The 24,956-nt window shown below is 34.7% G+C and carries 24 protein-coding genes and 1 other annotated feature; of the genes, 3 read left to right on the top strand and 21 right to left on the bottom strand.

From position 1 onward, the window contains the following. Positions 1-18: 18 nt before the first annotated feature. The 6 genes from DET63_RS01840 to DET63_RS01860 form a co-directional block, all read right to left on the bottom strand. The gene (locus DET63_RS01840; RefSeq protein ID WP_113935695.1) at positions 19-891 is read right to left on the bottom strand and encodes a DUF4097 family beta strand repeat-containing protein; all 873 of its coding nucleotides are present in this window, start codon (positions 889-891) and stop codon (positions 19-21) included. Between the two features lie 34 nt (positions 892-925). Beyond that, positions 926-1,621: an ABC transporter permease gene (locus DET63_RS01845; protein ID WP_113935696.1), complete on the bottom strand. Its 696-nt coding sequence runs from the start codon at positions 1,619-1,621 to the stop codon at positions 926-928. Positions 1,622-1,655: 34 nt separating this feature from the next. Continuing rightward, on the bottom strand, positions 1,656-1,817 hold the full coding sequence (locus DET63_RS30095; RefSeq protein WP_012261777.1) for a hypothetical protein: 162 nt from the start codon (positions 1,815-1,817) through the stop codon (positions 1,656-1,658). Then, positions 1,810-2,733 carry an ABC transporter ATP-binding protein gene (locus DET63_RS01850; RefSeq protein WP_012261778.1) on the bottom strand — a complete coding sequence of 308 codons (924 nt, stop codon included), beginning with the start codon at positions 2,731-2,733 and terminating at the stop codon, positions 1,810-1,812. The genes DET63_RS30095 and DET63_RS01850 overlap by 8 nt, the downstream gene beginning before the upstream one ends. 126 nt (positions 2,734-2,859) lie before the next feature. Further along, the gene (locus tag DET63_RS01855) at positions 2,860-3,795 is read right to left on the bottom strand and encodes a HAMP domain-containing histidine kinase (RefSeq protein ID WP_063218398.1); all 936 of its coding nucleotides are present in this window, start codon (positions 3,793-3,795) and stop codon (positions 2,860-2,862) included. 1 nt (position 3,796) lies between these two features. Then, positions 3,797-4,489, bottom strand: a complete 693-nt coding sequence (locus DET63_RS01860) for a response regulator transcription factor (RefSeq protein WP_002088884.1) — start codon at positions 4,487-4,489, stop codon at positions 3,797-3,799. Positions 4,490-4,659: 170 nt separating this feature from the next. Here DET63_RS01860 and DET63_RS30100 point away from each other — a divergent pair, with 170 nt between their 5' ends. After that, positions 4,660-4,833 (top strand): hypothetical protein, encoded by a 174-nt coding sequence (locus tag DET63_RS30100; protein ID WP_002015431.1) that lies wholly within the window; start codon positions 4,660-4,662, stop codon positions 4,831-4,833. After that, positions 4,834-5,028: a YwbE family protein gene (locus DET63_RS01865; protein WP_001014315.1), complete on the top strand. Its 195-nt coding sequence runs from the start codon at positions 4,834-4,836 to the stop codon at positions 5,026-5,028. Between the two features lie 43 nt (positions 5,029-5,071). On the opposite strand, the gene DET63_RS01870 is transcribed toward DET63_RS01865, so the two are convergent. Both DET63_RS01870 and DET63_RS01875 read right to left on the bottom strand, forming a co-directional pair. Beyond that, positions 5,072-6,271: a class I SAM-dependent rRNA methyltransferase gene (locus DET63_RS01870; protein WP_113935697.1), complete on the bottom strand. Its 1,200-nt coding sequence runs from the start codon at positions 6,269-6,271 to the stop codon at positions 5,072-5,074. Between the two features lie 92 nt (positions 6,272-6,363). Next, on the bottom strand, positions 6,364-8,154 hold the full coding sequence (locus tag DET63_RS01875; RefSeq protein ID WP_016096041.1) for a cation:proton antiporter: 1,791 nt from the start codon (positions 8,152-8,154) through the stop codon (positions 6,364-6,366). Between the two features lie 254 nt (positions 8,155-8,408). Between DET63_RS01875 and isdG the strand changes: the two genes are divergently transcribed. Next, positions 8,409-8,732 (top strand): heme oxygenase, encoded by a 324-nt coding sequence (gene isdG / locus DET63_RS01880; RefSeq protein ID WP_002015426.1) that lies wholly within the window; start codon positions 8,409-8,411, stop codon positions 8,730-8,732. Positions 8,733-8,801: 69 nt separating this feature from the next. On the opposite strand, the gene srtB is transcribed toward isdG, so the two are convergent. The 13 genes from srtB to zapA all read right to left on the bottom strand — a co-directional run bounded on the left by srtB (position 8,802) and on the right by zapA (position 24,954). Further along, entirely contained in the window at positions 8,802-9,566 is a 765-nt protein-coding gene (srtB, locus tag DET63_RS01885; RefSeq protein WP_002129321.1) for a class B sortase, read from the bottom strand. 31 nt (positions 9,567-9,597) lie between these two features. Next, the gene (locus DET63_RS01890) at positions 9,598-10,368 is read right to left on the bottom strand and encodes an ABC transporter ATP-binding protein (protein ID WP_002088890.1); all 771 of its coding nucleotides are present in this window, start codon (positions 10,366-10,368) and stop codon (positions 9,598-9,600) included. After that, positions 10,358-11,341 carry a FecCD family ABC transporter permease gene (locus DET63_RS01895; RefSeq protein ID WP_113935698.1) on the bottom strand — a complete coding sequence of 328 codons (984 nt, stop codon included), beginning with the start codon at positions 11,339-11,341 and terminating at the stop codon, positions 10,358-10,360. The genes DET63_RS01890 and DET63_RS01895 overlap by 11 nt, the downstream gene beginning before the upstream one ends. A gap of 27 nt (positions 11,342-11,368) precedes the next feature. Then, on the bottom strand, positions 11,369-12,250 hold the full coding sequence (gene isdE, locus DET63_RS01900) for a heme ABC transporter substrate-binding protein IsdE (RefSeq protein ID WP_113935699.1): 882 nt from the start codon (positions 12,248-12,250) through the stop codon (positions 11,369-11,371). Positions 12,251-12,319: 69 nt separating this feature from the next. Further along, positions 12,320-15,619: an NEAT domain-containing protein gene (locus DET63_RS01905; protein ID WP_113935700.1), complete on the bottom strand. Its 3,300-nt coding sequence runs from the start codon at positions 15,617-15,619 to the stop codon at positions 12,320-12,322. Between the two features lie 32 nt (positions 15,620-15,651). Continuing rightward, on the bottom strand, positions 15,652-16,110 hold the full coding sequence (locus DET63_RS01910) for an NEAT domain-containing protein (RefSeq protein WP_002138554.1): 459 nt from the start codon (positions 16,108-16,110) through the stop codon (positions 15,652-15,654). A 23-nt stretch (positions 16,111-16,133) separates the two neighbouring features. Beyond that, entirely contained in the window at positions 16,134-16,844 is a 711-nt protein-coding gene (gene isdC, locus DET63_RS01915) for a heme uptake protein IsdC (RefSeq protein WP_016092398.1), read from the bottom strand. A 460-nt stretch (positions 16,845-17,304) separates the two neighbouring features. Further along, on the bottom strand, positions 17,305-18,630 hold the full coding sequence (brnQ6, locus tag DET63_RS01920) for a branched-chain amino acid transport system II carrier protein BrnQ6 (RefSeq protein ID WP_002192417.1): 1,326 nt from the start codon (positions 18,628-18,630) through the stop codon (positions 17,305-17,307). A 113-nt stretch (positions 18,631-18,743) separates the two neighbouring features. Continuing rightward, positions 18,744-18,994 (bottom strand) — a binding site (T-box leader). Positions 18,995-19,102: 108 nt separating this feature from the next. After that, on the bottom strand, positions 19,103-19,792 hold the full coding sequence (locus tag DET63_RS01925; RefSeq protein ID WP_113935701.1) for a 23S rRNA pseudouridine(2604) synthase RluF: 690 nt from the start codon (positions 19,790-19,792) through the stop codon (positions 19,103-19,105). Positions 19,793-19,988: 196 nt separating this feature from the next. Further along, on the bottom strand, positions 19,989-22,349 hold the full coding sequence (locus DET63_RS01930) for an endonuclease MutS2 (RefSeq protein WP_113935702.1): 2,361 nt from the start codon (positions 22,347-22,349) through the stop codon (positions 19,989-19,991). Between the two features lie 19 nt (positions 22,350-22,368). Continuing rightward, entirely contained in the window at positions 22,369-24,087 is a 1,719-nt protein-coding gene (gene polX / locus DET63_RS01935; RefSeq protein WP_002088901.1) for a DNA polymerase/3'-5' exonuclease PolX, read from the bottom strand. Positions 24,088-24,142: 55 nt separating this feature from the next. Further along, positions 24,143-24,682, bottom strand: coding sequence for a CvpA family protein (locus DET63_RS01940; protein WP_016092403.1), 540 nt, complete (start codon positions 24,680-24,682; stop codon positions 24,143-24,145). Positions 24,683-24,684: 2 nt separating this feature from the next. Further along, the gene (gene zapA / locus DET63_RS01945; RefSeq protein WP_002088902.1) at positions 24,685-24,954 is read right to left on the bottom strand and encodes a cell division protein ZapA; all 270 of its coding nucleotides are present in this window, start codon (positions 24,952-24,954) and stop codon (positions 24,685-24,687) included. Between the last annotated feature and the right edge of the window lie 2 nt (positions 24,955-24,956).

The following is a 24,956-nucleotide window of genomic DNA, read 5'->3' on the forward strand; positions in this document are numbered from 1 at the left end:
CCTCCTTTCATTTACATTTTAATCGATATAAATCGCTCCTGTTTTACTTAAAATCTTCACTTCGTTTTTTGCATCACCAATGGTTCCCGCTTTTATTTTTTCTGTATTTTTATTTTTCTTAAGTCCATTTACATTCACCATTACGTCAGACGAATTACTTTTAGCCGTAAGTTTTAAAGATGTCGGAACACCTTTATACCGTACGCCAATATCTCCTGATTTTGTTTCTACAAATAACGATTTTCCTTCTTTCATATCTTTCAGTAATACTTCACCGGATGTTGAAGTGATGTTTATATTTGAGTTACTTACATTTGTTATATAGTTATCACCAGTCGTAGACTTTATATTTAATTCTTGTACTGAACTATCTTTTACAGCTAACTCTCCACTTTGCGATATGAATTCACCTTTCTCGGCTGATAGTCCTACAATCATTTCATCTCCAGACTTGCCTTTTGTCACGATACTTTTTACTACTATATCGCTTATTTTCACATCACCCGATTTATTATTTAATACAATTTTATCTATTTCTTTCTTCGGGATAGCTATAGATATACTATTTTTCTTCCTAAACGTAAAACCATTAAAAAATCTGGCCGCCTTTTGTTTTTGCTTAACTATAACTTTATTCCCTTCATGTTCTATTTCGACGGGATCTATCTCTTTATCTACTCGTTTACCTTGAGCCGAAATTACTATTTTGTTAGCATCTGTACTTTTAAATTCAACATCCCAGTTTTCATTGTCCACTTCTATTTCTTTTATATGATTTATCTCAAAAGACTTTTCTTTCGTAAAATCTTTCCCCTGAAATGTCTTAAAACCAAAAATCGCACTAGCAATTGTCAGAAATAAAATTGCTATTACTATTATTTTTTTCACCATTCATACCCCAGTTCATTGTTGTTTTAAGCTTATTTTACGCCACATCAATCTTGTCGATTTTACGATACGATAGATAACTAATAAAAATTCCTAATAAACAGAGTGTAATTGGAATAACAATATAATCATAAAAGCTTACACCATTTCCATAGTTACTGTTCACTAACATCCCAATTATTACTGCAGAAGTAATCGTTGTCGGTGTCGATTTCTTTCTCATCCCAAAAAATAAAGGAATTAAACTTATACCAGATATCATAAATGCACTTATAAAAGTAGCTGGAACGGTAGCTATTATTTCCCCCATCGTCATAGGTGTTTCAAACAGCCCCATCATTGGGTTCATAAAAAATATGAGCAAACTAATACTGAAAGTAGCAATAATCATGCTAATAAAACAAAAACTAAAAACAATTGTTAATTTCGCCCTCATTAGCAATTTCCTTTGTAATGGGTACATAAATAGTAGTTGCATTGTTTTATTCTTATACTCATCAATTACTAAACGTGATAAAATGACCGCACTAAAAATAAGAAATGTCATCCTAATAAAGATATTTGCTAACGTCATATACTTTGTGAAATCAGTGAGCGCCGCATCTCCCTCACCTTTTGCTCCCATCCCCATAAGACTTACCGCAGCAAAAATTGCTATAATACAAATAGCTACCCCTTTACAGTAACTAGATAATTTATGTTTCTTCCATTCAAGTTTCATTAATTTAAACATATAAACCACACCTCCATTACTGACATAACGATCTCTATGCTACTAACATTCTAATTCCAGCCATAACTACGCTTACTATTCCTATCACTAGTAAAATTAACGGCCATTTCCGCTCAGGTTTTCTATAATATAAAATCCCACTTATGAACATTACGATCAATCCACTTACTAGATTCACTAACAATCCATTAAGCATGAATGCCCTCTCCATCCATTACATTTAAGAAATATTCTTCTAAGGAACTATGTTTCTTATTAATACTTTCAATTTCTACATCGTTCATAATAAGTGCTTTTGAAATAGCTTGCTGAGACGCTGCCGTATCATACACACGAATCATATTTCCACTCATTATTTTGTAATTTTTTATACCGAGTTTATCTTCTAAAATATAAGCTGCACGCTTCACATCAGGAACAGTAATTTCAATGTACTCTGTTTGTTTTCCGTTAATACTCTTCATTGAAACCTCTTTTATTAGCTTTCCATTTTGAATCATACCGATTGTATCTGCCATTAGTTCCATCTCGCCTAAAATATGACTAGAGACTAATAACGTAATGCCATATTCTTTGCAGAGCATTTTAAATAAGTCTCTTAATTCTTTAATACCAATTGGATCTAAACCGTTAATTGGCTCATCTAAAATGAGTAATTCTGGCTTCGTCATGATCGCCCTTGCAATACCAAGTCTTTGCTTCATCCCTAATGAAAAATCTTTTACTTTTTTATCATCTATACCGTGCAGCTTCACTAAATGTAAAGCATGATCAATTGCGTTTTTGTCGTAATACCCCATATATTCACAATGTAATTCTAGGTTTTCCTTCGCCGTTAATTTATCATAAAAAATTGGATATTCGATAATCGTCCCCATGCGCTTTAACAATTCATAAGATGTATCCGTTAACTTCTCACCAAAAATTTCAATATCACCGCTCGTCGGTTTTATTAAGTTTGTGATCATTTTCATAATCGTTGTTTTACCTGCACCATTCGGTCCTAAGAAACCGTAAATCTCACCTTTTTTCACATGCATGTTAACGCTAGAAATTACTTCTTTCCCTTTAAACACTTTCGTTAACTGATTCGTTTTTAATATATATGTCATGTCACTATCTCCTTTCGCACTACCTTATACTTCTATAATAGACAACGGAATTCTCTTTTTCCTTACCCGTTCCTTACAAATTCCTTACGCTGAAAAAAAAGCTTGTAGAATTTACTTCTCTACAAGCTAAAACAGCATCTTTGTTAATACAACTGTAAAAATTGTTTTTTCATACGGCTTACTAGAAAGATGTATTTCTCCGTCCATCGCTTCCACAAGCCTTTTCGTAATCGTTAACCCTAAACCGCTTCCTTGGTACAATCTATTTCTGGAATCTTCAAGTGTGTACATACGCTCAAACACTTTATCAATGTGAGATTCATCAATTCCTTTTCCTGTATCCCATACATCTATATACACACTCGTTTCATCATCTCTTAACGTCATACCAAGTGTCTTTCCATCGTCACCATATGTAATCGCATTTGATATTAAATTATTCAATACTCTACCTAATACTTCTACATTTCCAAGTGCATATATATTTCTTTCTGGTATATCAATATGAACTTGAAACCCTTTCGTCGTCACTAAATCATAAAAAGATAAAATCTTCTCGCGACAAACTTCATTCATATTTACTTTTGTCATCTCAATTGCTTTATCACCGGATTCTAATTTTGCTAAATCAAAAAACTTATGAATCAGTTCCATCACTTCTAGTGTTTTTACATGCACCTTTTCGAGTAATATTTGCTTCTCTTCCTCATTTATCGTTTTATCCTTATTTAACATTTCGGTATATCCAAGAATAACTGTTAGTGGTGTTTTCAAATCATGTGAAATATTTGAAAGCATTTTTCTCATCGAAATTTCCACTTTCGCATGATCTGCATTCGTTTTCTGTTTTGCATCTAATAAATGATTAATCGCCACTAATAAATTTCGCAATTCTAGATCATCTGTCATAATTAATAGCTTCTCACCAGTTTGTTCTTTTACAATTCGATTTAACTTCTCATACGTGTAGCGTAAATTCCTACTACTATTTTTCCTAATTTTATATTGCACGTAAATAACGATAAGCAATATAATAATCACCACTGTTAAAAATACAACCATACTACATCACTTCCAACTTATAGCCGATGCCCCATAATGTTTTAATATATTCTGGATTAGATGGATCACTTTCAATTTTCTCACGTAATCTTCTCATATGAACATTAATAACATTATCATCACCATAATATTCTTCATTCCAAACAAGCGTATATATTTGTGCTTTCGTAAAAACACGATTTTGATTCTTCACGAATAGCTTTAAAATCTCAAATTCTTTTAAAGTAAGTTTAAGCTGTCTTCCCTTTTTCTCCACAGTAAAATTAATTGGGTCAATTATTAAATCACCAATCTGAATCGCCTCATCTTTTGATTCCACAGCTGAATACTTTGTAGACCTCCGAATACCCGCTTTTACACGTGCAGCTAGTTCAATCATAGAAAACGGCTTACAAATGTAATCATCTGCTCCAAGGCCTAATCCAACGGCTTTATCAACATCTGTATCTTTCGCTGACATCATTAAAATCGGAACTGCACTTTTTTCTCGAATGATTCTAACGACCTCTAACCCATCTAACTTCGGCATCATAATATCGAGGATAATCAAATCAAATGAACCTTTTAAAAATGCGTTAACTCCTTCTTCTCCATCAGATGCGATTGTAACTTGAAAACCTTCTTTTACTAAATATGTTTCAACCATCTCTTGAATTGAGATGTCATCTTCAACTAATAAAATATGATGTGACATATTTCTATCCCCTTTTTTAACAAACATTAACAATTTAATTGTATCGTAACGAATGAATGCTGGAAAGAATTATATGAATTTTCAAACCAACTTCCCTTCCTTCCTTAACAATGATATGATGAAATTCACTACGATTGTTCATAATTAACTTTATATAAAGGAGACTTATCATGTCAGAAAACAAAAAAGTAAGCTTAGCTGATTTAATGCGCGAACAACTTGCGAAGAAAAAGCAAGGAAATGGAAACGGCTCAAATAATGGAAGTCAAAGTCAAGAAACGAAAAAATTACAAAACCAACAAACGAAGAAAACAAACAACCAACGTAGACGTACAGGTGTATAAATGAACGGGCAAAAACGATCTAACATTTCATCAGGTCTTGAAGTTGATATTGTATTAAAACAAGATCAACGTACAGGTAAGCTAACAAGAGGAATTGTAAAAGATATTTTAACGAACTCACCTTCACATCCGCACGGCATTAAAGTAAGATTGCAAGACGGACAGGTTGGCAGAGTACAAAATATTATTCAATAAGAAAAGGAGCTCATTTAAACTTGAGCTCCTTTTCTTATTTTCATTAACCTTTAATTTTTTCGATGAAAACTACTTTTAAATAGTCTCCCTCTTTAAATTGATCAATTGTACGGAAATCTTCCGGTAAAGAATGTTCTTCTAATATTTTATATTTACCGTTCATTTCTTTAAATGCTGTATCGATAAAGCCATTAAACTTTTTCATATCGAATGCGCTACAATTTGTAGAAGCAACGATAATACCGTTATTTTCTGTAATCGCAATTGTTTCTTTTAATAGGTTTTTATAATCTTTCGCCGCACTGAACGTATATTTTTTCGAGCGTGCAAAGCTTGGGGGATCAAGTACAACCATATCAAATTTCATCTTTTTCTTAGCTGCATATTTGAAATATAGAAATACATCTTCTACAATAATATCTTGTGCTTCATAATCAATTTCATTTACACTAAACTGCTCAATCGTTTTACTTAAACTACGATTTGCAAGGTCCACACTCGTTGTTTTACTCGCTCCGCCAAGCGCTGCAAATACAGAGAAAGCCCCAGTATAAGAGAACATATTTAGAACCGTTCTTCCTTTTGCATATTTATCACGAATTTGTTTTCGAACGTTACGTTGATCTAAAAATACACCAACCATCGCCCCGTCATTTAAATATACAGCAAAGTTTACACCGTTTTCTTTTACGATAAGTGGGAACTCACCGCGCTCTCCTGCGACGAAATCATCACCTTCAATGTATTTCCCTTTCGTATCAAAACGTTTTTTCTCATAAATCCCTTTGAAGTTTGCTACTTTTTGAAGCGCTGCTACAATCTCATCACGGAAAGTATAAATCCCTTCACTATACCAACTAATTACGTAATAGCCGTCATAATAATCGATGATTAAACCACCAAGGCCATCGCCCTCACCATTCAGGGCACGAAATGCTGTTGTATCATTTGATTTATAAAAATGTTTTCGTTTATGTAAAGCAGATTTGATTTTACTTTCAAAGAAAGATTGGTTCACTTCCTCCTTCTCTTTTCTCGTTAAAATCCAACCATACCCTTTATTTTGTTTTCCATAATAGCCTTTTCCGATGAATTGGTTCTTCTCATCTACTACTTTGATGATTGTCCCTTCTTCACGTACATCATTTAAATTTTGAATTGCATCTTTTAAAATAAGTGGATATCCACCTTTAATTTCTTTTATAAACTTCGGTTTTATTTTTATAGTTACTTCAGATCGCATGTAATGTCTTCCTTTCCATTTGAATGCTTTCTAATTAGTAGGAAGCAATGTAAAAAACGAGGCTGAAAAAAGCCTCGTTTCACTATACCATATTATTGCTTTGCTAGTACAACTAGCTCATCTCCTGGTATAACCGCTATATATTTATACAATGTTGAAAAAGTAAGACTACCATCATCGTGACGAATAAATAATATTACATCCTCTGAATCGCTCTCTTCTTTATTAATTTTTTGTTCTTCCTCAACTTGTATCGTTTTAAATGTATAACCCTCTTCAATTTTTCTATCTAACTCTTCATAAATTTCATTTTGACCAAACAGTAAATGAGCTTTTTTCGAAAGAGAGATGCGTTCTTGCTCAATCTTTTCCACATCATGAATCGGAAGTAAAAATGTATTATGATGTCCAAACTGCGGTACATATGTGTTTGCGACTAATACATTGTAAGAATCCGTATCTGTAACTGAAATTAAGTATTCATACTGATTCATATCTACTTCAAATTGCAACTGCTCTGAGAGTACTTGGCCGTTATATGTATTAAGCCCTTTCACCTTTGCGCATTGCAAATGTTCTTCCGATACATCTACGATTAAGCTCGGAATCCCCATCTCTTTACAATGCATAGCGAATGCAGTTGAGAATGTACTAGCTCCTGAAATTAAAATACCTGGTGGCTGTGTATTGGCTAATCCTAATTTTTTTGCTAAAAATCCAATTGAAAATCCATGAGCACAAACGGTCGTAATTACGAGTGCAAATGTAAGTGCTGTTAATATAGAAGCATCTTTATACCCTTCTTGTAATAACTCCGTCGCAAAGTAACTTGAAACCGTTAACGCAACAATACCTCGCGGCGCAATCCAACCAACTAGCGCCCTTTCTGATCTTGTTAACTCTGTTCCGATTGTCGATACCCAAATTGATAAAGGACGAACAACAAATAGCATCATAAGTACGAAGCTAATAATAGGCCAGCTAAAAATCTCCATAATCGTCGTTCTTGGAAGTGATGCTGTTAAGATGATGAAAACAGTCGATGTTAATAGTACGGAAATATTTTCGTTAAAATGACGAATATCACCGATAGAAGAAATATATTTCTTCATCCGTGCAAGTGTAATCCCCATTACTGTTACGGCTAGCATACCTGTTTCATGCATGACTTCATCTGCAATGCCGAAGCATAGTAATACCGTAACGAGCAAAATCGGTGCCTTTAAATATTCTGGTACTTTCCCTTTTAAAATCATATAACTCATAAAAATACTAAACGCATACCCAAGCACCATTGCAAATAACGAACCTGCAAAGAAATATAGTAACGTATGTAAGTGTACATTTTCTTTCGTTAAGAAATTTACAATTTGAAAGGCGAATACAGCAAGTAATGCTCCAAACGGATCAACGATAATCCCTTCCCACTTTAAAATTGCAGCTGTCCTTGGCTTTAATCGTGCTTGGCGTAACAACGGAATAATTACAGTTGGACCTGTCACAATAAAAAGTCCTCCAATAATAAATGCAACCGCCCAATCTAATCCAGCGACGTAATGAGCTGCAAGTGAGCCAGCAATCCAAGCAATAAACGCACCAAACGTAACAATACGAAATACTGGTTTTGATAGTCCCCTCAGTTCACGTACATCTAAACTTAAACTACCCTCAAACAATATAATAGCAACAGAAAGTGATACGAGTGGACTAAAAACATCTCCAAGCACCTCTTTTGGATTAATAATACCGAAAACTGGACCAATTAATAATCCGGCAACTGCCATAACAACAATAGCAGGGAGCTGGAAGCGCCATGCAGTCCATTGTGAGGCAATGCCTAGTGTAATAATAATAACGATACTAAGTAACAGTGATTCGACCATAATACCCTCCTTGTTCATAGTATTGCGAAAGCAAGGTATAAACCATACTTTGCTTGTGTATATTTCTTATTTTGTTTTATTTTAATAATATATAACTTCATTAACTATATGGTCAAATTATTTATATAATAGTAAATTCATCCTTAATTCTACATTTATATGAAAATTACTATTGACAATGATAATGATTTTCATTATCATTTAATGTATATGAGTTCTTGAAAATAAAGGCTACATTTATAGGAGGAATAAACATGATTATTGTTACAAATACAACTAAAATTACAAAGGGAAATGGCCATAAATTAATTGAGCGTTTTAATAAAGTAGGTAAAGTTGAAACAATGTCAGGATTTTTAGGATTAGAAGTTCTTTTAACGCAAAATACAGTTGATTATGATGAAGTAACAATTAGCACTCGCTGGAATGCAAAAGAAGATTTCCAAGGTTGGACAAAGAGCTCAGCATTTAAAGATGCTCACTCACATCAAGGCGGGATGCCAGACTATATTCTTGATAATAAAATTGCTTACTATGATGTAAAAGTTGTACGTATGCCAATGGCTGCAGCACAGTAAGCATATTTATTTTTTAAAGTATAGAATATGAAGAGTGTTACCACTTCTCATATTCTATACTTTTTTTATTTAATGTCTTTTTACTAGTTTCGCATGTACTACTAATCTTCCCGCTTCTGGATCAAGTGCATAGTCACACGTCGAAAGTGTTACGATTTGATCACTTTCTGTCACTTTTGTATCCGTTTTGTACAGCGATTTTTCTTGAATTTTCTCCAAAAATGATGTGTATTCCGTATCACTACTAAAATCCGTTTCAATGTAATAAAAATCAGTTGTTGTTGTATACACTGAAAACACTTCAAGATCATATCCTTCAAATAATGTATCGTAATATAATTTACGATGCGACATGAAGAAATCTTCATCCAACATTTTCTTTAAACTTCCAAACATAGAACCATCTTTCATACGGTGACCATATAAAATAGTATTTCGATTTTGAGATTTCACATCATTACGATAGTCCATAAAAATGCTTCCTGCTCTCATATCTTCACCTTTATAATTTCGAAATAAATAGTAATCATTGTCTTTTGCTTGAACGATTGGATAATTAATTTGTGTATCATCCATCGTAATCCATCCAACTATTTCTTGGTTAATTTGCTGCAGAACTTTGAACTGTTTACGTACTTCCCCGTCTTGTGATTGCTCTTCCATCGGACTTTTTTCATAAATGTTTTGTGCTTCGGCCATTACTTTACGATTTTCATAGTAATCCATGAAAATATCACCTAATTCATATACTGAATAGAAAAAGGTACCTAAAAAAACAACTGTAAGTATTCGTTGAAAAAAAGAATTCTTCTTCCTTTCTTTTTTGCTACTCAAATTATCACCTCAAAACGGATTGTTCGCATGTTTAAATGCCCATTGGGACCATATACAATCCTGTATCTTCATCTTGCTTTACAACGACATCTACACCGTATATCGTCTTTATCATACTTTCTGTCACAACATCATTCGGCTTGCCTTTTGTAACAATTTCGCCGTCTTTCATAACAATGATATGATCACTATAGCGAATCGCCTGATTAATATCGTGTAATACCATAACGATTGTCAATCCTTGTGCTTCATTTAATTCTTTTACTAACTCTAATATTTCAAGTTGATAATAAATATCTAAATATGTTGTCGGTTCATCTAAAAAGAGCATTGGCGTCTTCTGGGCTAACGTCATGGCAATCCAAACACGCTGTCTTTCTCCACCAGATAAAGCATGAATTTCCTTATCACGTTTACTTAACAAATTCGTACATGCTAAAGCCCTTTCTATTGCTTCTCTATCTTCATCAGTTTGCGAAGAGAATATATTTTTATGAGGCATACGGCCAAAGCTTGTTAATTTCTCTACCGTCATATCTGCCGGTGCTTCATTTTGTTGATGGACAACGGCTAACTTTCTAGCAAACTCTTTCGGTTTATATTGGCTAATTGCCTTCCCATCAAGTATTACCTCTCCACTACGAGGATCGTGATTTCTTGACATCACACCAAGTAATGTTGATTTCCCACAACCGTTTGGTCCAATAATTGTTGTAATTTTACCAATCTCTATTTCACTACTAACCGACTTTAATCGATCCGTTACATTATCGTACGAAAAGGTTACATTTTTAATTTCCATGAACTTTATCACTCTTTCTAAGCAAGAATATTAAGAATGGGCCACCAATAACTGCCATAATCGTCGCTGCTGGAATTTCGTTAGGTGGCACAATTAACCTTCCAATCGTATCCGCCGTCAAAATTAATAACGCCCCTGCAAGAGCAGAAAATGGGATTAATGCTTTATGGTCTGAACCAACTAGTTGTCTTGAAATGTGCGGAACGAGTAATCCTACGAAAGCGATAACACCTGCAATTGCTGTTGATACTGCCGCTAAGAGTACTGCAATGGCAGAAATAATAAGACGAACTCTCGTCACGTGCAAGCCTAAGTTTTTTGCAGTCTTATCTTGTAGAGATAATAAGTTACACCAAGCTCCGACAAACAGTGCAAGAATAAGACCAATTGTTCCATAAGTAACCATTATTTCTACATCGCCCCACGTCTTCATCGTTATGTTAGAAGTCGTCGTTTGCTTAATACTCTTAATGAAGTATCCGCAAATCGTAATGAACGATTCATTTAATCCAGTGAACATTGCATTAATAGCTATACCAACTAAAATAATGCGAAGCGGACTTAACCCTGACTTCCATGAAAATGCATAAACGAGATAACATGCAAAAGCACCACCTAAAAAGGCGAATACTGGTGTCCAGAAAAAGAATTGCGGGAATAACGTAATAATAACAAGTGTCATAAAACTTGCTCCTGAAGATATCCCGATTACCCCAGCATCAGCAAGTGGATTTTTCATAACAGCTTGAAAAAGCACGCCCGAAACAGCAAGAGCTGCTCCAGTAAATAGTGCAATAATAATACGTGGGAAACGTAAATCTTTAATCACTTCAACATCTTCATTTCCCCCTGTAAATATTCCTTGTACAAGGTCAATAATACCTACTTCTAAACTACCTTTCGTCGCTGACAACAAAGTCATAATGATGAGTAATACAGTAACAATAAAGAAACTCCAAAATTTTTTATTCATGCTAATCTTCCTTTATATTAAAATGCATCACGGATACATCATTTTTTTCAATTCATCTAGCGCTTCAGTCGCTGCTAAATTTCCTGTCGTTCCAAATAAACGCTCTTCTAAATCGTAAACACGATTATTTTTAACTGCAGCGAAGTGTTTCCAAATATCATTTGTTTTAAATTCTTTATCAAACATTTTTACAACTTCATCCGGCATACCATGTGCCGCTCGTAAAATAATGTCTGGATCAGCTTTTTTTAAATACTCTGTATTAGAAGCTAAATACTCTACTTGTTCACCTTGTACAATGTTTTTACCACCTAATTGTTTCACTAAATCTCCAATATAAGAATGCTCTGTTGCTACTAAATAACTCCCCGGTACACCTAATAAAATAAGCACTGTCGGTTCTTTCTTTCCCTTTACTGCTTTTTGAATCTCTGCAACCTTGTTATCTAACTTAGTTACAACTGCTTCAGCCTGCTTTTCACGTCCATATTGCTTACCTAAATTACTAATGGAATTTTGCATATTTTTTAAACTTGTTAGATCTAAAAAGTTTGCTTTCATACCTACACCATCAAAAACTGGCTTTAATTCATATTCAAGTGTTGTCACGGATAATACTTCTGACGGCTTTAATGATTTTACCTTTTCCATATCAGGACTCATCGGATTCCCGACTTCAGGTAAACCTTTATATCTCTTTGGTAAATCTTTCGTACTTGTTGGAACACCAACTAAATCTACTTCTAACGCATCCATAATTTCAGTAACAGCAACTGTCGTTGCAACAATTCTCTCTTTACTCTCACTCTTTACCTGTTTTGCTGCTTCTTTTTTGGGCGCCGAGCATCCAGCTACACTCACTAATAGAATGATAGCCATTAGTACACTAGCAATTTTCTTCACTCTCAATCACCACTCCTTTCCAAACAATATGAAACAAGTCTTGATGCATGCGAACATGCATCAAGACTCCAAAAATTACAATCTTCCTGCTCTATATTTACGAACTAGTAAAGCAAGTGACCCAAGCAATAGCACCATGTATAAACCTAGTTGTGCTGTATCTGCCGTTTTTGAGTTTTTCTCTTTTTTCGGATCATTTTTTTGATCTTCTTTTTTCTTCTTATCATCTGCATTTCGGTTAAAATCAGGATTATCTACTTTCGGTGTAATCACTGGATTGTTCGGATCATTTTTCGGATCTTTTTTTGGATCCTCTTTAATCGTCCCTAACGCACCAATATTATTTGTATCAAATTGAATTTGGACATCGTAGAAGTGGTGGTAGTTCATCTCATCAATGTCTACTTTCACTTTTGCATTTAATTTTTCAAATAAATCTTCTACTTCAAATTGTACTACTCGCGTATTTGCATTTTTATCTTCACTTACTACTTTTGCATCAGCAAAAAGACTATTGTTTTCTGTTTGGAATTTCGTAATCCACGCACTATTTTTCAGCGTCATCTCAATGTACTTTTTACCATCTTTAACAATTAATTTTGCTGGATTTACAGTATAGTCATGCATCTTTGAAAGTTCTTCTGTTTTGTCTTTTAACACTTTAAATGTAATATCATATTGACCATCTACTAAATTTTTCGGATCTACTTTTACTTTTGGTGTATTATTTCCACCTTGATTGTCATTTCCACCTTGGTTATCGTTTCCACCTTGGTTATCGTTTCCACCTTGGTTGTCGTTTCCACCTTGGTTGTCGTTTCCACCTTGGTTGTCGTTTCCACCTTGGTTGTCGTTTCCACCTTGGTTGTCGTTTCCACCTTGGTTCCCTAAAGCTTTGATACTATCTTGATCAAATACAAATTGAACATCGTAGAAATGGTGATAATTCATTGAATCAATATCTACTTTTACTTTTGCATTTAATTTTTTAGACAAATCATTTACTTCTACTTCTACTACTCTTGTATTTTGCTCTTTATTTTCACTTAATACTTTTGCATTAACGAACGAGCCATTCTTCTCAAAATCAAACTTTGTAATCCATGTACTATTTGTTAATGTAAACGATACATATTTCTTACCATCTTTTACTTTCAATACACCTGGGCTTTTTGTGTATGTATTCATCATTGATATTTCATCTGTTTGATCTTTTAATACTTTAAAGCCAATGCTGTATTCACCGTCTTTAAGATCGTTTGGATCAATTGTTGTATTATTGCCTTGGTTGTCGTTTCCGCCTTGGTTGTTGTTTCCACCTTGGTTGTCGTTTCCACCTTGGTTGTCGTTTCCACCTTGGTTGTTGTTTCCACCTTGGTTGTCGTTTCCGCCTTGGTTGTTGTTTCCGCCTTGGTTGTTGTTTCCGCCTTGGTTGTTGTTTCCGCCTTGGTTGTTGTTTCCGCCTTGGTTATCATTTCTGCCTTGGTTATCTAACGGTTTAATGCTATCTTTATCAAATGCAAATTGAATATCATAGAAATGATGATAATTCATTGAATCGATGTCGACTTTTACTTTTGCGTTTAATTTTTTCGATAAATCTGCTACTTCCACTTCCACTACACGTGTATCAGCTTTCGTATCTTCACTTAATACATTCGCATCAACAAACGAACCATTTTTATCAAATTCAAACTTTGTAATCCAAGCGCTATTCGTTAGCGTAAATGATACATACTTCTTACCATCTTTTACTTTTAACACACCTGGACTTTTTGTATATGTGTTCATCATTGATATTTCATCTGTTTGATCTTTTAATGTTTTAAAATTGATGCTGTATTCGCCATCTTTAATTGTTTCAGCATCTGGTTTTTCTACTTCTGGCTTCTCTACTTCTGGCTTCTCTACTTCTGGCTTCTCTACTTCTGGTTTCTCTACTTCTGGTTTCTCTACTTCTGGTTTCTCTACTTCTGGTTTCTCTTCATTTTTAATTTGTTCAAGCTTATCTTGTTCAAATAAAAGTTGCACATCATGTGTTTGCTTATAGTTTCTTGATGCCATTTCGATAAATACTTTTGTATTTAGTTTTTTAGATAAATCGTTTACTTCAAACTCTACTACTCTTGTATCTTTTTCTTTATCTTCACTCACTACTTTTGCATCAACAAACGCACCATCTTTTTCCGTTTGAAAATTTTTAATTAATGAGCTACTTTTTAATGTTACAATTGCTTTTTTCTTACCATTTTCTACTTTTAATACCCCTGGATTTACCATGTAAGTATTCATCTTAGATTCTTCATCTGTTTGATCTTTTAACACTTTAAATGGAATGCTGTACTCTCCATCTTTAATTAATTCAGTATCTGGTTTTTCTACTTCCGGCTTTTTATCTCCATCCGGTTGTTTCTCTTCATTTTTAATTTGTTCAAGTTTATCTTGTTCAAATAAAAGTTGTACATTATGTGTTTGCTTGTAACCTTGTGATGCCACTTCAATAAATACTTTTGTATTTAGTTTTTTAGATAAATCGTCTACTTCAAATTCTACTACTCTTGTATCTTTTTCTTTATCTTCACTCACTACTTTTGCATCAGCAAATGCGCCATCTTTTTCCGTTTGGAAATTTTTAATTAATGAGCTATTTTTTAACGTTACAATTGCTTTTTTCTTACCGTTTTCTACTTTTAATACCCCTGGATTTACCATGTAAGTATTCATCTTAGATTCTTCATCTGTTTGATCTTTTAACACTTTAAATGGAATGCTGTACTCTCCATCTTTAATTGTGTTAGAATTTGGTTGTTGATCTGGGTCAGGCTTTTGGTCGGGCTTCTGACTCGGATCCGGATTTTCATTTGGATCTGGCTTATTAGCTGGGTCCTCTTTTTCATTTGGTTGTTCTACATGAATCGGTGTAATACTATTTTGATCAAATGCAATACGCACATCATAGTCATGATGATAATTTAAAAAATCAATGTCTACTTTTACTTTCGCATTTAATACCTTCTCTACATCGTCCACATCAAATTCTACGACTCTTGTATCTTTTTCTTGATCTTCACTAATTACATTTGTCGCAACAAACTGACCACTTTTTTCCGTTTCAAACTTTGTAATCCATGAACTATGTTCTAACGTAAAGGATACTTTCTTTTTCCCATTCTTCACTTTTAAAGTTCCTGGACTTACAGAGTATTGATTCATCATGGATTCTTCATCTGATGTGTCTTTAAGAACTTTGAAACCGATTGAATATTCACCGTCCGCTAAAGTTGTAGCTGCTTGAACTGCAAGTGGTTGTAGCGTTGATACGAATGTGAAAATCGTTAGAAACATTGCAACAACAATTTTAAAATACCTGTTCAATAGAATGACTCTCCTTTTTTAAAAATTTCTAATTATTTAATGCTGTTCCCATCAAATACAAAACGAATATCATATGAAGCGTTATAATTAATAATTGGGATGTTAATTTTCACCTTTCCTTTTAGTTTTTCTGACAAGTCAGCAACTTCAAATTCTACTACTCTAGTATTCTCTTTTTTGTTTTCACTTAAGACTGTTGTTTCTAAGAATTGATCATCTTTTTCTACTTGGAAACTTTTAATAGAAACACTATCTTTCACTTTAAATGAAACGTATTGTTTTCCATTTTTAACTGTTAATGTTGCTGGACTTTCAAAATAACTATTCATTCTAGATGATTCATCTTTATCGCCTTTCCATACAGTAAAAGCAATATTATATTTTCCATCAGCTAGTTGTGTAGCAGCTTTTGCATCTTGTAACCCTAGTGTTGCTATAAACGTAAATAAGACAGCAAATACGGCAATAATCATTTTAAATTGTTTAAACATATATTCATCGCCCTTCCAAAGATTTATTTACCTAACTTCACTTTACGAATTAAGAAAACACCTGAAATAAGAAGTAATGCTGCAAATAATCCGATACGTGCTTCATCACTTGTTTTTGGGTTATCTGTTTTTTCAGCTTTCCCACTTTCATTTGTTCCTTTATTTACATCTTTGTTTGTTTCTTTGCTCTCTTCTTTCTTCACTTCTTCTTTTACTTGTGTATTTTTTTGAGTTTGATCTTCATTTTTTGTTGCAGCAGTTGCCTTATTCTCTCCACCTACTGCTTTTACATTTGCATCAAACGCAAAGCGAATTGTGTAATTATGGTCATAATTCACATTCGGTACAACAACATGAATTTTTGCAGCTGCTGGTTTAGATAAGTCGTCTATTTTAAACTCTACAGTTCTTTTATCTGCAGATTCATCTTTACTAACAACTTTTGCATCAACAAAGTTTCCATTCTCTGGTGCTTTAAATTCTGTAATCCAAGCACTATGATTCATAGGAATTTGTACTCTCATCTCACCATTTTTTACAATTAACTTAGCTGGTTTTTCAAAATAATCATTTGCCATTGAAGCTGAATCATTTTCTGCTTTTTGTATGACATAGTTAATATCGTAAGTACCGTCAGCTACATTTGCCGAAGCTTGTCCGAATGGCACTACGAGAAAAGCTAGCATACATACGAATGTCATAATAAAAGCGGGTAATACTGAAAACTTTCTCATTTACCTTACTGCCTCCTTGTTTTTCTTTTTTGAAAATGATAATTATTCTCAATATATAAGAAAAAAAATAATCTTTCTATCTCTATTTTATAACGAGTAACACTATGTAGTTAGAAATATATTGATTATCATTCTCATTGATAGACAAAAAAATAATCCCACCAATTTTTCCTATAAGAATAAACATAAAACTCTTTCAACATTTTATTGATTATCATTCTCAACGAATTTCAAAAAAAATAAATCGCCTAATTCTATCGTTTTATCACCTCTTCTTACAAAAATGATATAGTCATAGAAAACCTCTTCCCTTCCAATATTTCCACAACTAAGTCAATCTTAGCCTACTGGTAATTTTTTTGTCAACTATATTACGTATAAAATTTTCAATATCTGAATTCTTCTATATATAATTTTTCTACAAAAAAAGAGGCTTTCTTTTAAAGAAAGCCTCTTTCCCTTATTTTTCTACAGCAATTTCTTGCTTTTGAAATAAAGAAACTACATATCCAATTGCAATTCCAATGATACCCGGAACTAGCCAACCAATCCCTACACTATATAATGGAATTTTATCTAAAATAGGAGCAAGGGCCGCTACTTGAAGATTGGCATTATGCAATCCATCAAAGAAGCTAATTGCAAATGCGCCTACAATACCGCCTACATACATAGCTAATGGAAGACGAATATAGTTTTCAACAAGTGATAATACGATCAGTACGATACCAATTGGGTAAATTGCAATTAAGATTGGTAATGCTAATGCGTTTAACTGAGTTAAACCAAGATTTGCTACCATAAATGCTAATACAGAGAAAATGAAAATGACTTTTTGATAAGAAAGCTTTGGTAGTAACGAAGAAAAATATTCTCCACAAGCTGCAACAATACCGACAGAAGTTGTTAAGCATGCTGCTGTAATTGCGATACCTAGTAATAATGTTCCGTAGCTACCAAATAAATGATTCACGACGTTTGTTAAAATAATTCCACCGTTTGCTCCCATTCCAAGTGAAACACTAGAAGCTCCAAGGTAAGCAAGTGCTAAATAAACAAGAAGTAAGCCAAGTGCTGCAATAAATCCTGCAAAGATTGTTACTTTTGCAATACTGTTCTTATTTGTAATGCCTTTTGCTTTTAAAGCATTGATCACAACATTTCCGAAAACAAGTGCTGCAAGTCCATCTAAAGTTAAATATCCATCAATAAAACCTTTAAAGAGCGGGGCACTATACGCTTCTGTAGGGGCACCAAACTCTCCCATTGGAGTCATAATTGCTTTCGCTACAATAATTGCAATAACAGCTAATAAAATTGGAGTTAACACTTTACCAATGCGCCCCACTAATTTCGATGGGTTTAATGCTAAATAGAAAGTTACTGCAAAGAAAATAAATGTAAAGATAACAAGTGGATAGGATTGACCAGCTATCTCACTTGGTAAAAACGGTGCAACACTCATTTCATAAGCAACAGTCCCTGTACGTGGCACACTAACAAATACGCCTAAACATAAATAAATTGCAGTAATGAAAATTAGCGCGAATACAGGATGTACACGTCCTGCTAATTCATTAATATCTCCCTTTAGAGCTATAACAATAACTCCTAATAAAGGCAGTCCTACACCTGTTACGATAAAGCCAAATAACGCGATCCATACATCTGTTCCAGCACCTTGCCCTAACGCTGGTGGGAAAATCATATTACCGGCACCGAAAAACAGTGCGAATAACATTAAGCTTATTGCAAACATCTCAGAAAACTTTAAAGATGACTTCATTTCTACTACCTCCTAATTATTTCATTGACAAAATATTCTGAATTAAAATCCGTCACATATCCTCTTTCAAGCATACTTCCCCGTAAAAGAACGCAAAAAACACCCGTCCCTAACAAAGGGACGAGTGTTGAAATCGTGGTTCCACCCTTATTCTAATAAAATGAATTTATAACGAAATAAGCTCATTTTATAGCTCGTGTAAATTGATAACGGTTTTATCCGCCAAGAATTACAATGCATCTGCAGTTCACTCTTGAAGTTTAGAGGTGGTAAGTTTGTCTTTCCGTATTAGGAAGCTCACAGCCTAAGGCTTCCCTCTCTGAAAATCGTCAAAAACAACTCATGTCCTCATCATTACTTTTATAAAATATGTTGTCGAAACTTGTTGTTTTTTATTATATGGGCTATTTTTTAAAAAATCAATAGTTTTATTTTTTCTGACAAAAAAAATATAGGGAGAAAACTTTCCTCCCTATAACTGCCCTATTAATATTTCTAATTCCTTAGGTGTAATGTCTCGCCATTTTCCAGCTTCAAGCTCATTTAGCTCTATATTCATAATGCGCACTCGCTTTAGCTTTGTTACAGTAAATCCGAAAGCACGACTCATTCTACGAATTTGCCTATTCATTCCTTGCGTTAAAACGATGCGGAATGTAGACTGATTAACTCTCGTCACTTTACATGGCTTCGTCATTCCATCTTTAATCTTTACACCGCTGGACATCTCATCAATAAACCAATCTGTAAACGGCTTATCAACAGTGACAACATATTCTTTCTCATGCTCATGATCACCGTGCAAAATTTGATTCGCAATCGCACCGTCATTCGTTAATAAGATGAGTCCTTCCGATGCTTTATCTAATCGTCCAACAGGAAAGATTCGTTCTGGATAATCGATATAATCAATAATGTTTCCTTCAATATTTTCGGCTGCTGTACAAGTAATTCCGACTGGTTTATGGAAGGCAATATACACCTTTTCTTTCTTTTCTTTTTCAATAACCTGCCCATCAATCGTTACAATATCACCTTCATTAACGAGTGCACCGTGCGTACATACTTCACCGTTAATACAGGCACGTCCTGCTTTAATGAGACGGTCTGTTTCACGTCTTGAGCAGGATTTTGCTTCGCTTATGTATTGGTTGATTTTCATGTTTTGTTCCTTTTCTTATAGATTAAAAGCGTCAATCCATGGCAATATCATTATGCCAAGATTGACGCTCCTTTACTTCGCAAAAACAACTAAATAAATAACCCCAATTACCAAAAATATTCCGCAACAAGCTAACAATACTTTTGCAAGTTTGTCCATAAACATATAATGGTTTCCCCTTTTGTTTGGTTGTTTGCTATTTTAATTCGACAACTGTTACGCCTAGGCCTCCCTCGCCCATGTCACCGTAGCGATAGGTTTTCACGCCGCGATGTTTCTTCAAGTAATCTTGTACACCTTGGCGAAGCGCTCCTGTTCCTTTACCGTGAATAATTGATACACGAGGATAGCTTGCAAGCTGTGCATCATCTAAATATTTTTCAACGCGCATCATTGCATCTTCATAACGTTCGCCGCGAAGGTCTAGCTCTAACGACACATGATAATCTCTACCCTTCACACTTGCGACTGCTTTTTTCTCAGTTTGCTTCGGTGTATTAATGTATTCCATATTGGATTCTTTCACTTTCATCTTCAGAATACCAATTTGTACGCTCCACTCTGTATCACTTACTTTTTTAAGCAATTGACCTTTTTGACCGAACGTTAACACTTTTACTTCATCACCTGATCGTAATTGTTGTTTCGGCGCTGTATTTTTCACATTTACTTTTTGTTTCTTCACAAGCTCTGGCGCTGCCCCTTCTAGACGGCTCTTCGCTTCAATAAGCTCATGGTCTTTCACGTTTATAAGCTGTGCTTTACGCAATTGACGAAGTTCTTGAATAATGCCTTCTGCTTCTTGCTTTGCAGCTTCGACTTTTTCTTCCCCTTCTTTTTGCGCTTTTAATAATTTTTCATCGCGCTCATCGTTAAATTCAATAATTTGACGTTGTAATTCACGATGAAGTTTTTCAGATTGCTTACGATGCTCTTCCGCTTCTTTTCGTTCGCGCTCTGCATTTTTTTGGCTTTCTTCTAGCTTTGCAATCATATTTTCGATTTTGTTCGTATCTGTACTAATATGGTTACGAGCGCGATCAATAACTCGATCAGACAAACCAAGACGCTTCGAAATTTCAAAGGCGTTACTACGTCCTGGTACACCGATTAATAATTTGTACGTTGGGCTTAATGTATTCACATCGAACTCAACGCTCGCATTAATAACTTGCTCACGATTGTATCCATATGCTTTTAATTCTGGGTAATGCGTCGTTGCAACAACGCGAGCACCACGGTTACATACTTCATCTAAAATAGAAATCGCTAGTGCAGCCCCTTCTTGCGGATCTGTCCCAGCACCTAATTCATCAAATAGGACTAAACTTTCAAAATCAGCTTTTTCTAAAATATCTACAATGTTTACCATATGAGAAGAGAATGTACTTAAATTTTGTTCAATCGATTGCTCATCACCGATATCAGCAAAGATGTTTTTAAATACACATATCTCTGATTCATCCATTACTGGAATATGAAGACCAGATTGCGCCATTAAGACACAAATACCGACTGTTTTAAGTGTAACTGTTTTACCACCTGTATTCGGTCCTGTAATAACAATTGTTGTAAAGTCTTTACCAAGCATAATGTTATTTGGCACGATAATTTCCGGATCAATAAGCGGATGGCGTGCTTGTTTTAAATCCATGTAGCGTTCATTATTTACGATTGGCTTCGTCGCTTTAATTCGCTTCGCATAAAGAGCTTTCGCAAAAATAAAATCAAGATTTGCAACTACTTCTACGTTTGATAAAACGATATCAGCTTCCACTGCTACTTCTTCCGTTAACATCATTAAAATGCGTTCTACTTCTTGTTTTTCTTTCACACGTGCTTCTTGAAGTGCGTTATTTAATTCCACGATTACTTGCGGTTCGATAAATAATGTTTGTCCAGAGGCAGATTGATCGTGAACAATACCACCATATACGCCGCGGTATTCTTGTTTTACCGGGATTACGTAGCGTTCGTTACGAATCGTTACAATTGCATCTGATAACATTTTTTGCGCGTTTGAAGAACGCGTCATATTTTCTAATTTCTCACGAATACGGCTTTCCGCAGTACGAATTTGATTACGAATACCACGCAATTTGTCACTTGCGCTATCGACTACTTCACCGCCGTCACCAATACAATTTGTAATCTTCTTTTCTAAATCATATAAAGACACAATTTGCGCGACATGTGTTTCTAAAATTGGAAGTTCAACACCGTTGTCAATCATATCGTCAATGAAACGTTTCATTTGGCGACTACCGTACATCGTACTTGCGATTTCAATTAATTCATGAGGACTTAACATACTTCCAATTTTCGCACGCTTAATATTTGAACGAATATCAGAAATCCCTCCAAGTGGTACATGTCCTTTTAAACGGATGACTTTCGCTGCCTCATCCGTTGTTTCTTGCAATTCCACAATTTCTTCAAAATCTGTGCTTGGCACTAAATTCTTCACTTTGTCACGACCAAGTGAAGATGCTGTATGTTCAAGTAATTGTTCTTTTACTTTATTGTATTCTAATACACGCAACGTTCGTTCTAACATGTTGCAGGTCCCCCCTGTATTACTTATTACGTTTAATATAGTCTAATAAACGTTCAATATCCCATGTGTTAATCACGTTATCTTTTTGAATCCAACCTTTACGCGCTGCTGCTACACCTGTTTCCATATCTTCTAACATTTCAAGTGTATGGGCATCCGTATTAATCGCTACTTTTACACCAGCATCTTGTGCTTGTTTTAATAATTTCGCGCTTAAATCTAGACGGTTTGGATTTGCATTTAATTCTAAAACTGTATTTGTTTCTTTTGCGAGCTGGATTAATAAATCTGTATCTACATCGTAACCCTCACGGCGCCCAAGAAGACGTCCTGTCGGATGGGCAATCATTGTGACATGCTTATTCTCAAGTGCAGTGCGAAGACGCTTCATAATCGTTTCACGGTCTTGTGAGAAGCTAGAGTGAATGGCTCCAATGACATAATCTAGTTCTGCTAATACTTCATCGTCAAAATCAAGTGTCGCATCTGGTAAAATGTCCATTTCAATCCCGCGCAAAATTGTAATGTCTGGATACTTTTCATTCATACGTTCAATTTCTTTCGCTTGTTCACGAAGACGCTCTTTCGTTAAACCGTTCGCTACTTTCAAGTATTGCGAGTGATCAGTAATTGCCATAAATTTATATCCACGAGCGCGGCACGCTTGTACCATTTCTTCAATTGAAAAAGCACCGTCACTCCACGTTGTATGCATATGTAAATCACCCTGTATATCAGAGAACTGAATTAAGTTCGGATACTCTTTAATTAATTCAATTTCTTTTCCATCTTCACGCACTTCTGGTGGGATGAATGGAAGGCCAAAGTGGGCAAAGAATGCTTCTTCTGTTTCGAATGTTTTCACTTCACCGGTCTCTAAGATTTCCACACCGTATTCACTAATTTTCTCGCCTCTATCTTTCGCAATTTGGCGCATTTTTACGTTATGGTCTTTTGATCCGGTGAAATGGTGAAGAGTTGTAATAAATTCTTCTGGTTTTACTAAGCGGAAGTCAATTGAAATATCATATTCATATTGAAGACGAACAGATACTTTCGTATCTCCACTTGCAATCACTTCAATCATATTATCAAATTGTAGTAAATGTTCACGCACTACTGCTGGCTCTGTCGTTGCAATGATGAAATCTAAGTCCTTCACTGTCTCACGAACACGGCGTAAACTACCAGCGCGTGAGAAACGAATTATTTCAGCAACATTCGACAATTTCTCCTCTATTTCCCCGGCAATAGGCAATACCATCGCAATTGGTAAACGCTCTGGACGAGAGCCTACTTGATCAATTGCTTCTAATATTTTCTCTTCTGTTTTCTTACCGAATCCAGCTAAAGCTTGTACTTTATTTTCTTCACAAACAGCTTTTAACGTTTCCATATCAACAACACCAAGTTCTTTGTATAACTTGGCCACCTTCTTACCACCAAGGCCTGGTAGTTTTAATAGTGGTAATAAACTGCTTGGTACTTCTTTTTCAAGTTCTTGTAGTACTTCAGATGTTCCCGATTCTATATATTCTTGAATAACTGCTGCCGTTCCTTTTCCGATACCTGGAATCTTTGTGAAATCTTCAATTTCAGAAAGACTACGGTCATCACTTTCTAGTGCTGCCGCCGCTTTACGGAATGCAGATATTTTAAATGGATTCGCGCCCTTTAGTTCCATAAATAGGCCGATTGTCTCTAGTAATTTGATAACTTGTTTTTTATTCACTTTCATCATTGCCCCGCCTTTCTTTCATAGAAAAAAACTTCTCTTTCCGAAAAAAGAGAAGTTACACTCTGCTACCTGTCTGCCATAGTTCCTTCACCTTTTCAGAAAGAATCGGTGTATCGTCTACAATTATTTTGCTAATTGATGATTTTTGTAATGGTGTTTGTATTTGTTCAATTGGAAGAATTGTTCCAACAATAATTAAGACAAACAGAACGATATACACTTCTAAAAAGCCAAGAAGTGCCCCAGCAACCGCATTGACTTGCTTTAAAACTGGGATTTCTGCAAACATATTCAGTAAATTACCAAGTAGTGAAAGTGCGATTTTTGTAATAATAAATAATACAATAAACGCAATTGCTTGATAGAAGACACCCTCAATATTATTCGCATCTATCCATTCTGGAACAGATACATTCTTATCGAATGGATACGGAATAAATTTCGCAAGCGTTGGCGCTAAATCTTTACAGTACCAGTATGCAACGAGGTATGCGATAATAAAGCTTGTTAACTTTACAAGTTGCAAAATAAATCCTCTGCGTAAACCGAGGAAAAATCCCATAACAAGCAATAAAATGATAATAATATCAATCATGTTTATTCCATTCCTTTTTGTGTCATACTTTCTTTCAACTTCTCATGTTCTTCTTTTAATTTTATGTAATCGTGTATGACGTTTACCGCCGTCAATACCGCTAGTCTACTCGTATCAAGCGAAGGATTCTTGGCATTGAGTTCGCGCATTTTATCATCCACAATCGCTGCTACCATGCGGATATGACTTGTACTTTCATCGCCAACAACTGAATACTGTTGGCCATATATTTCTACATTAATTCGACTTTTATTTCCCTTTTGTTGTGACAACT

This window comes from Bacillus sp. DB-2, assembly GCF_003315125.1.
Lineage (GTDB): Bacteria > Bacillota > Bacilli > Bacillales > Bacillaceae_G > Bacillus_A > Bacillus_A mycoides.

What these genes read in the sequence shown, in the direction of transcription:
- DET63_RS01845 (WP_113935696.1), bottom strand. Translation starts at nt 1,621, where the DNA reads ATGTTTAAATTAATGAAACTTGAATGGAAGAAACATAAATTATCTAGT.
- DET63_RS01940 (WP_016092403.1), bottom strand. Translation starts at nt 24,682, where the DNA reads ATGATTGATATTATTATCATTTTATTGCTTGTTATGGGATTTTTCCTC.
- DET63_RS01890 (WP_002088890.1), bottom strand. Translation starts at nt 10,368, where the DNA reads ATGGAAATTAAAAATGTAACCTTTTCGTACGATAATGTAACGGATCGA.
- DET63_RS01870 (WP_113935697.1), bottom strand. Translation starts at nt 6,271, where the DNA reads ATGCGATCTGAAGTAACTATAAAAATAAAACCGAAGTTTATAAAAGAA.
- DET63_RS01930 (WP_113935702.1), bottom strand. Translation starts at nt 22,349, where the DNA reads ATGTTAGAACGAACGTTGCGTGTATTAGAATACAATAAAGTAAAAGAA.
- DET63_RS01925 (WP_113935701.1), bottom strand. Translation starts at nt 19,792, where the DNA reads ATGAAAATCAACCAATACATAAGCGAAGCAAAATCCTGCTCAAGACGT.
- isdG (WP_002015426.1), top strand. Translation starts at nt 8,409, where the DNA reads ATGATTATTGTTACAAATACAACTAAAATTACAAAGGGAAATGGCCAT.
- DET63_RS01865 (WP_001014315.1), top strand. Translation starts at nt 4,834, where the DNA reads ATGAACGGGCAAAAACGATCTAACATTTCATCAGGTCTTGAAGTTGAT.
- polX (WP_002088901.1), bottom strand. Translation starts at nt 24,087, where the DNA reads ATGAAAGTGAATAAAAAACAAGTTATCAAATTACTAGAGACAATCGGC.
- DET63_RS30100 (WP_002015431.1), top strand. Translation starts at nt 4,660, where the DNA reads ATGTCAGAAAACAAAAAAGTAAGCTTAGCTGATTTAATGCGCGAACAA.
- DET63_RS01855 (WP_063218398.1), bottom strand. Translation starts at nt 3,795, where the DNA reads ATGGTTGTATTTTTAACAGTGGTGATTATTATATTGCTTATCGTTATT.
- DET63_RS30095 (WP_012261777.1), bottom strand. Translation starts at nt 1,817, where the DNA reads ATGCTTAATGGATTGTTAGTGAATCTAGTAAGTGGATTGATCGTAATG.
- DET63_RS01840 (WP_113935695.1), bottom strand. Translation starts at nt 891, where the DNA reads ATGGTGAAAAAAATAATAGTAATAGCAATTTTATTTCTGACAATTGCT.
- DET63_RS01875 (WP_016096041.1), bottom strand. Translation starts at nt 8,154, where the DNA reads ATGGTCGAATCACTGTTACTTAGTATCGTTATTATTATTACACTAGGC.
- isdC (WP_016092398.1), bottom strand. Translation starts at nt 16,844, where the DNA reads ATGAGAAAGTTTTCAGTATTACCCGCTTTTATTATGACATTCGTATGT.
- DET63_RS01895 (WP_113935698.1), bottom strand. Translation starts at nt 11,341, where the DNA reads ATGAATAAAAAATTTTGGAGTTTCTTTATTGTTACTGTATTACTCATC.
- DET63_RS01860 (WP_002088884.1), bottom strand. Translation starts at nt 4,489, where the DNA reads ATGTCACATCATATTTTATTAGTTGAAGATGACATCTCAATTCAAGAG.
- DET63_RS01850 (WP_012261778.1), bottom strand. Translation starts at nt 2,733, where the DNA reads ATGACATATATATTAAAAACGAATCAGTTAACGAAAGTGTTTAAAGGG.
- DET63_RS01910 (WP_002138554.1), bottom strand. Translation starts at nt 16,110, where the DNA reads ATGTTTAAACAATTTAAAATGATTATTGCCGTATTTGCTGTCTTATTT.
- brnQ6 (WP_002192417.1), bottom strand. Translation starts at nt 18,630, where the DNA reads ATGAAGTCATCTTTAAAGTTTTCTGAGATGTTTGCAATAAGCTTAATG.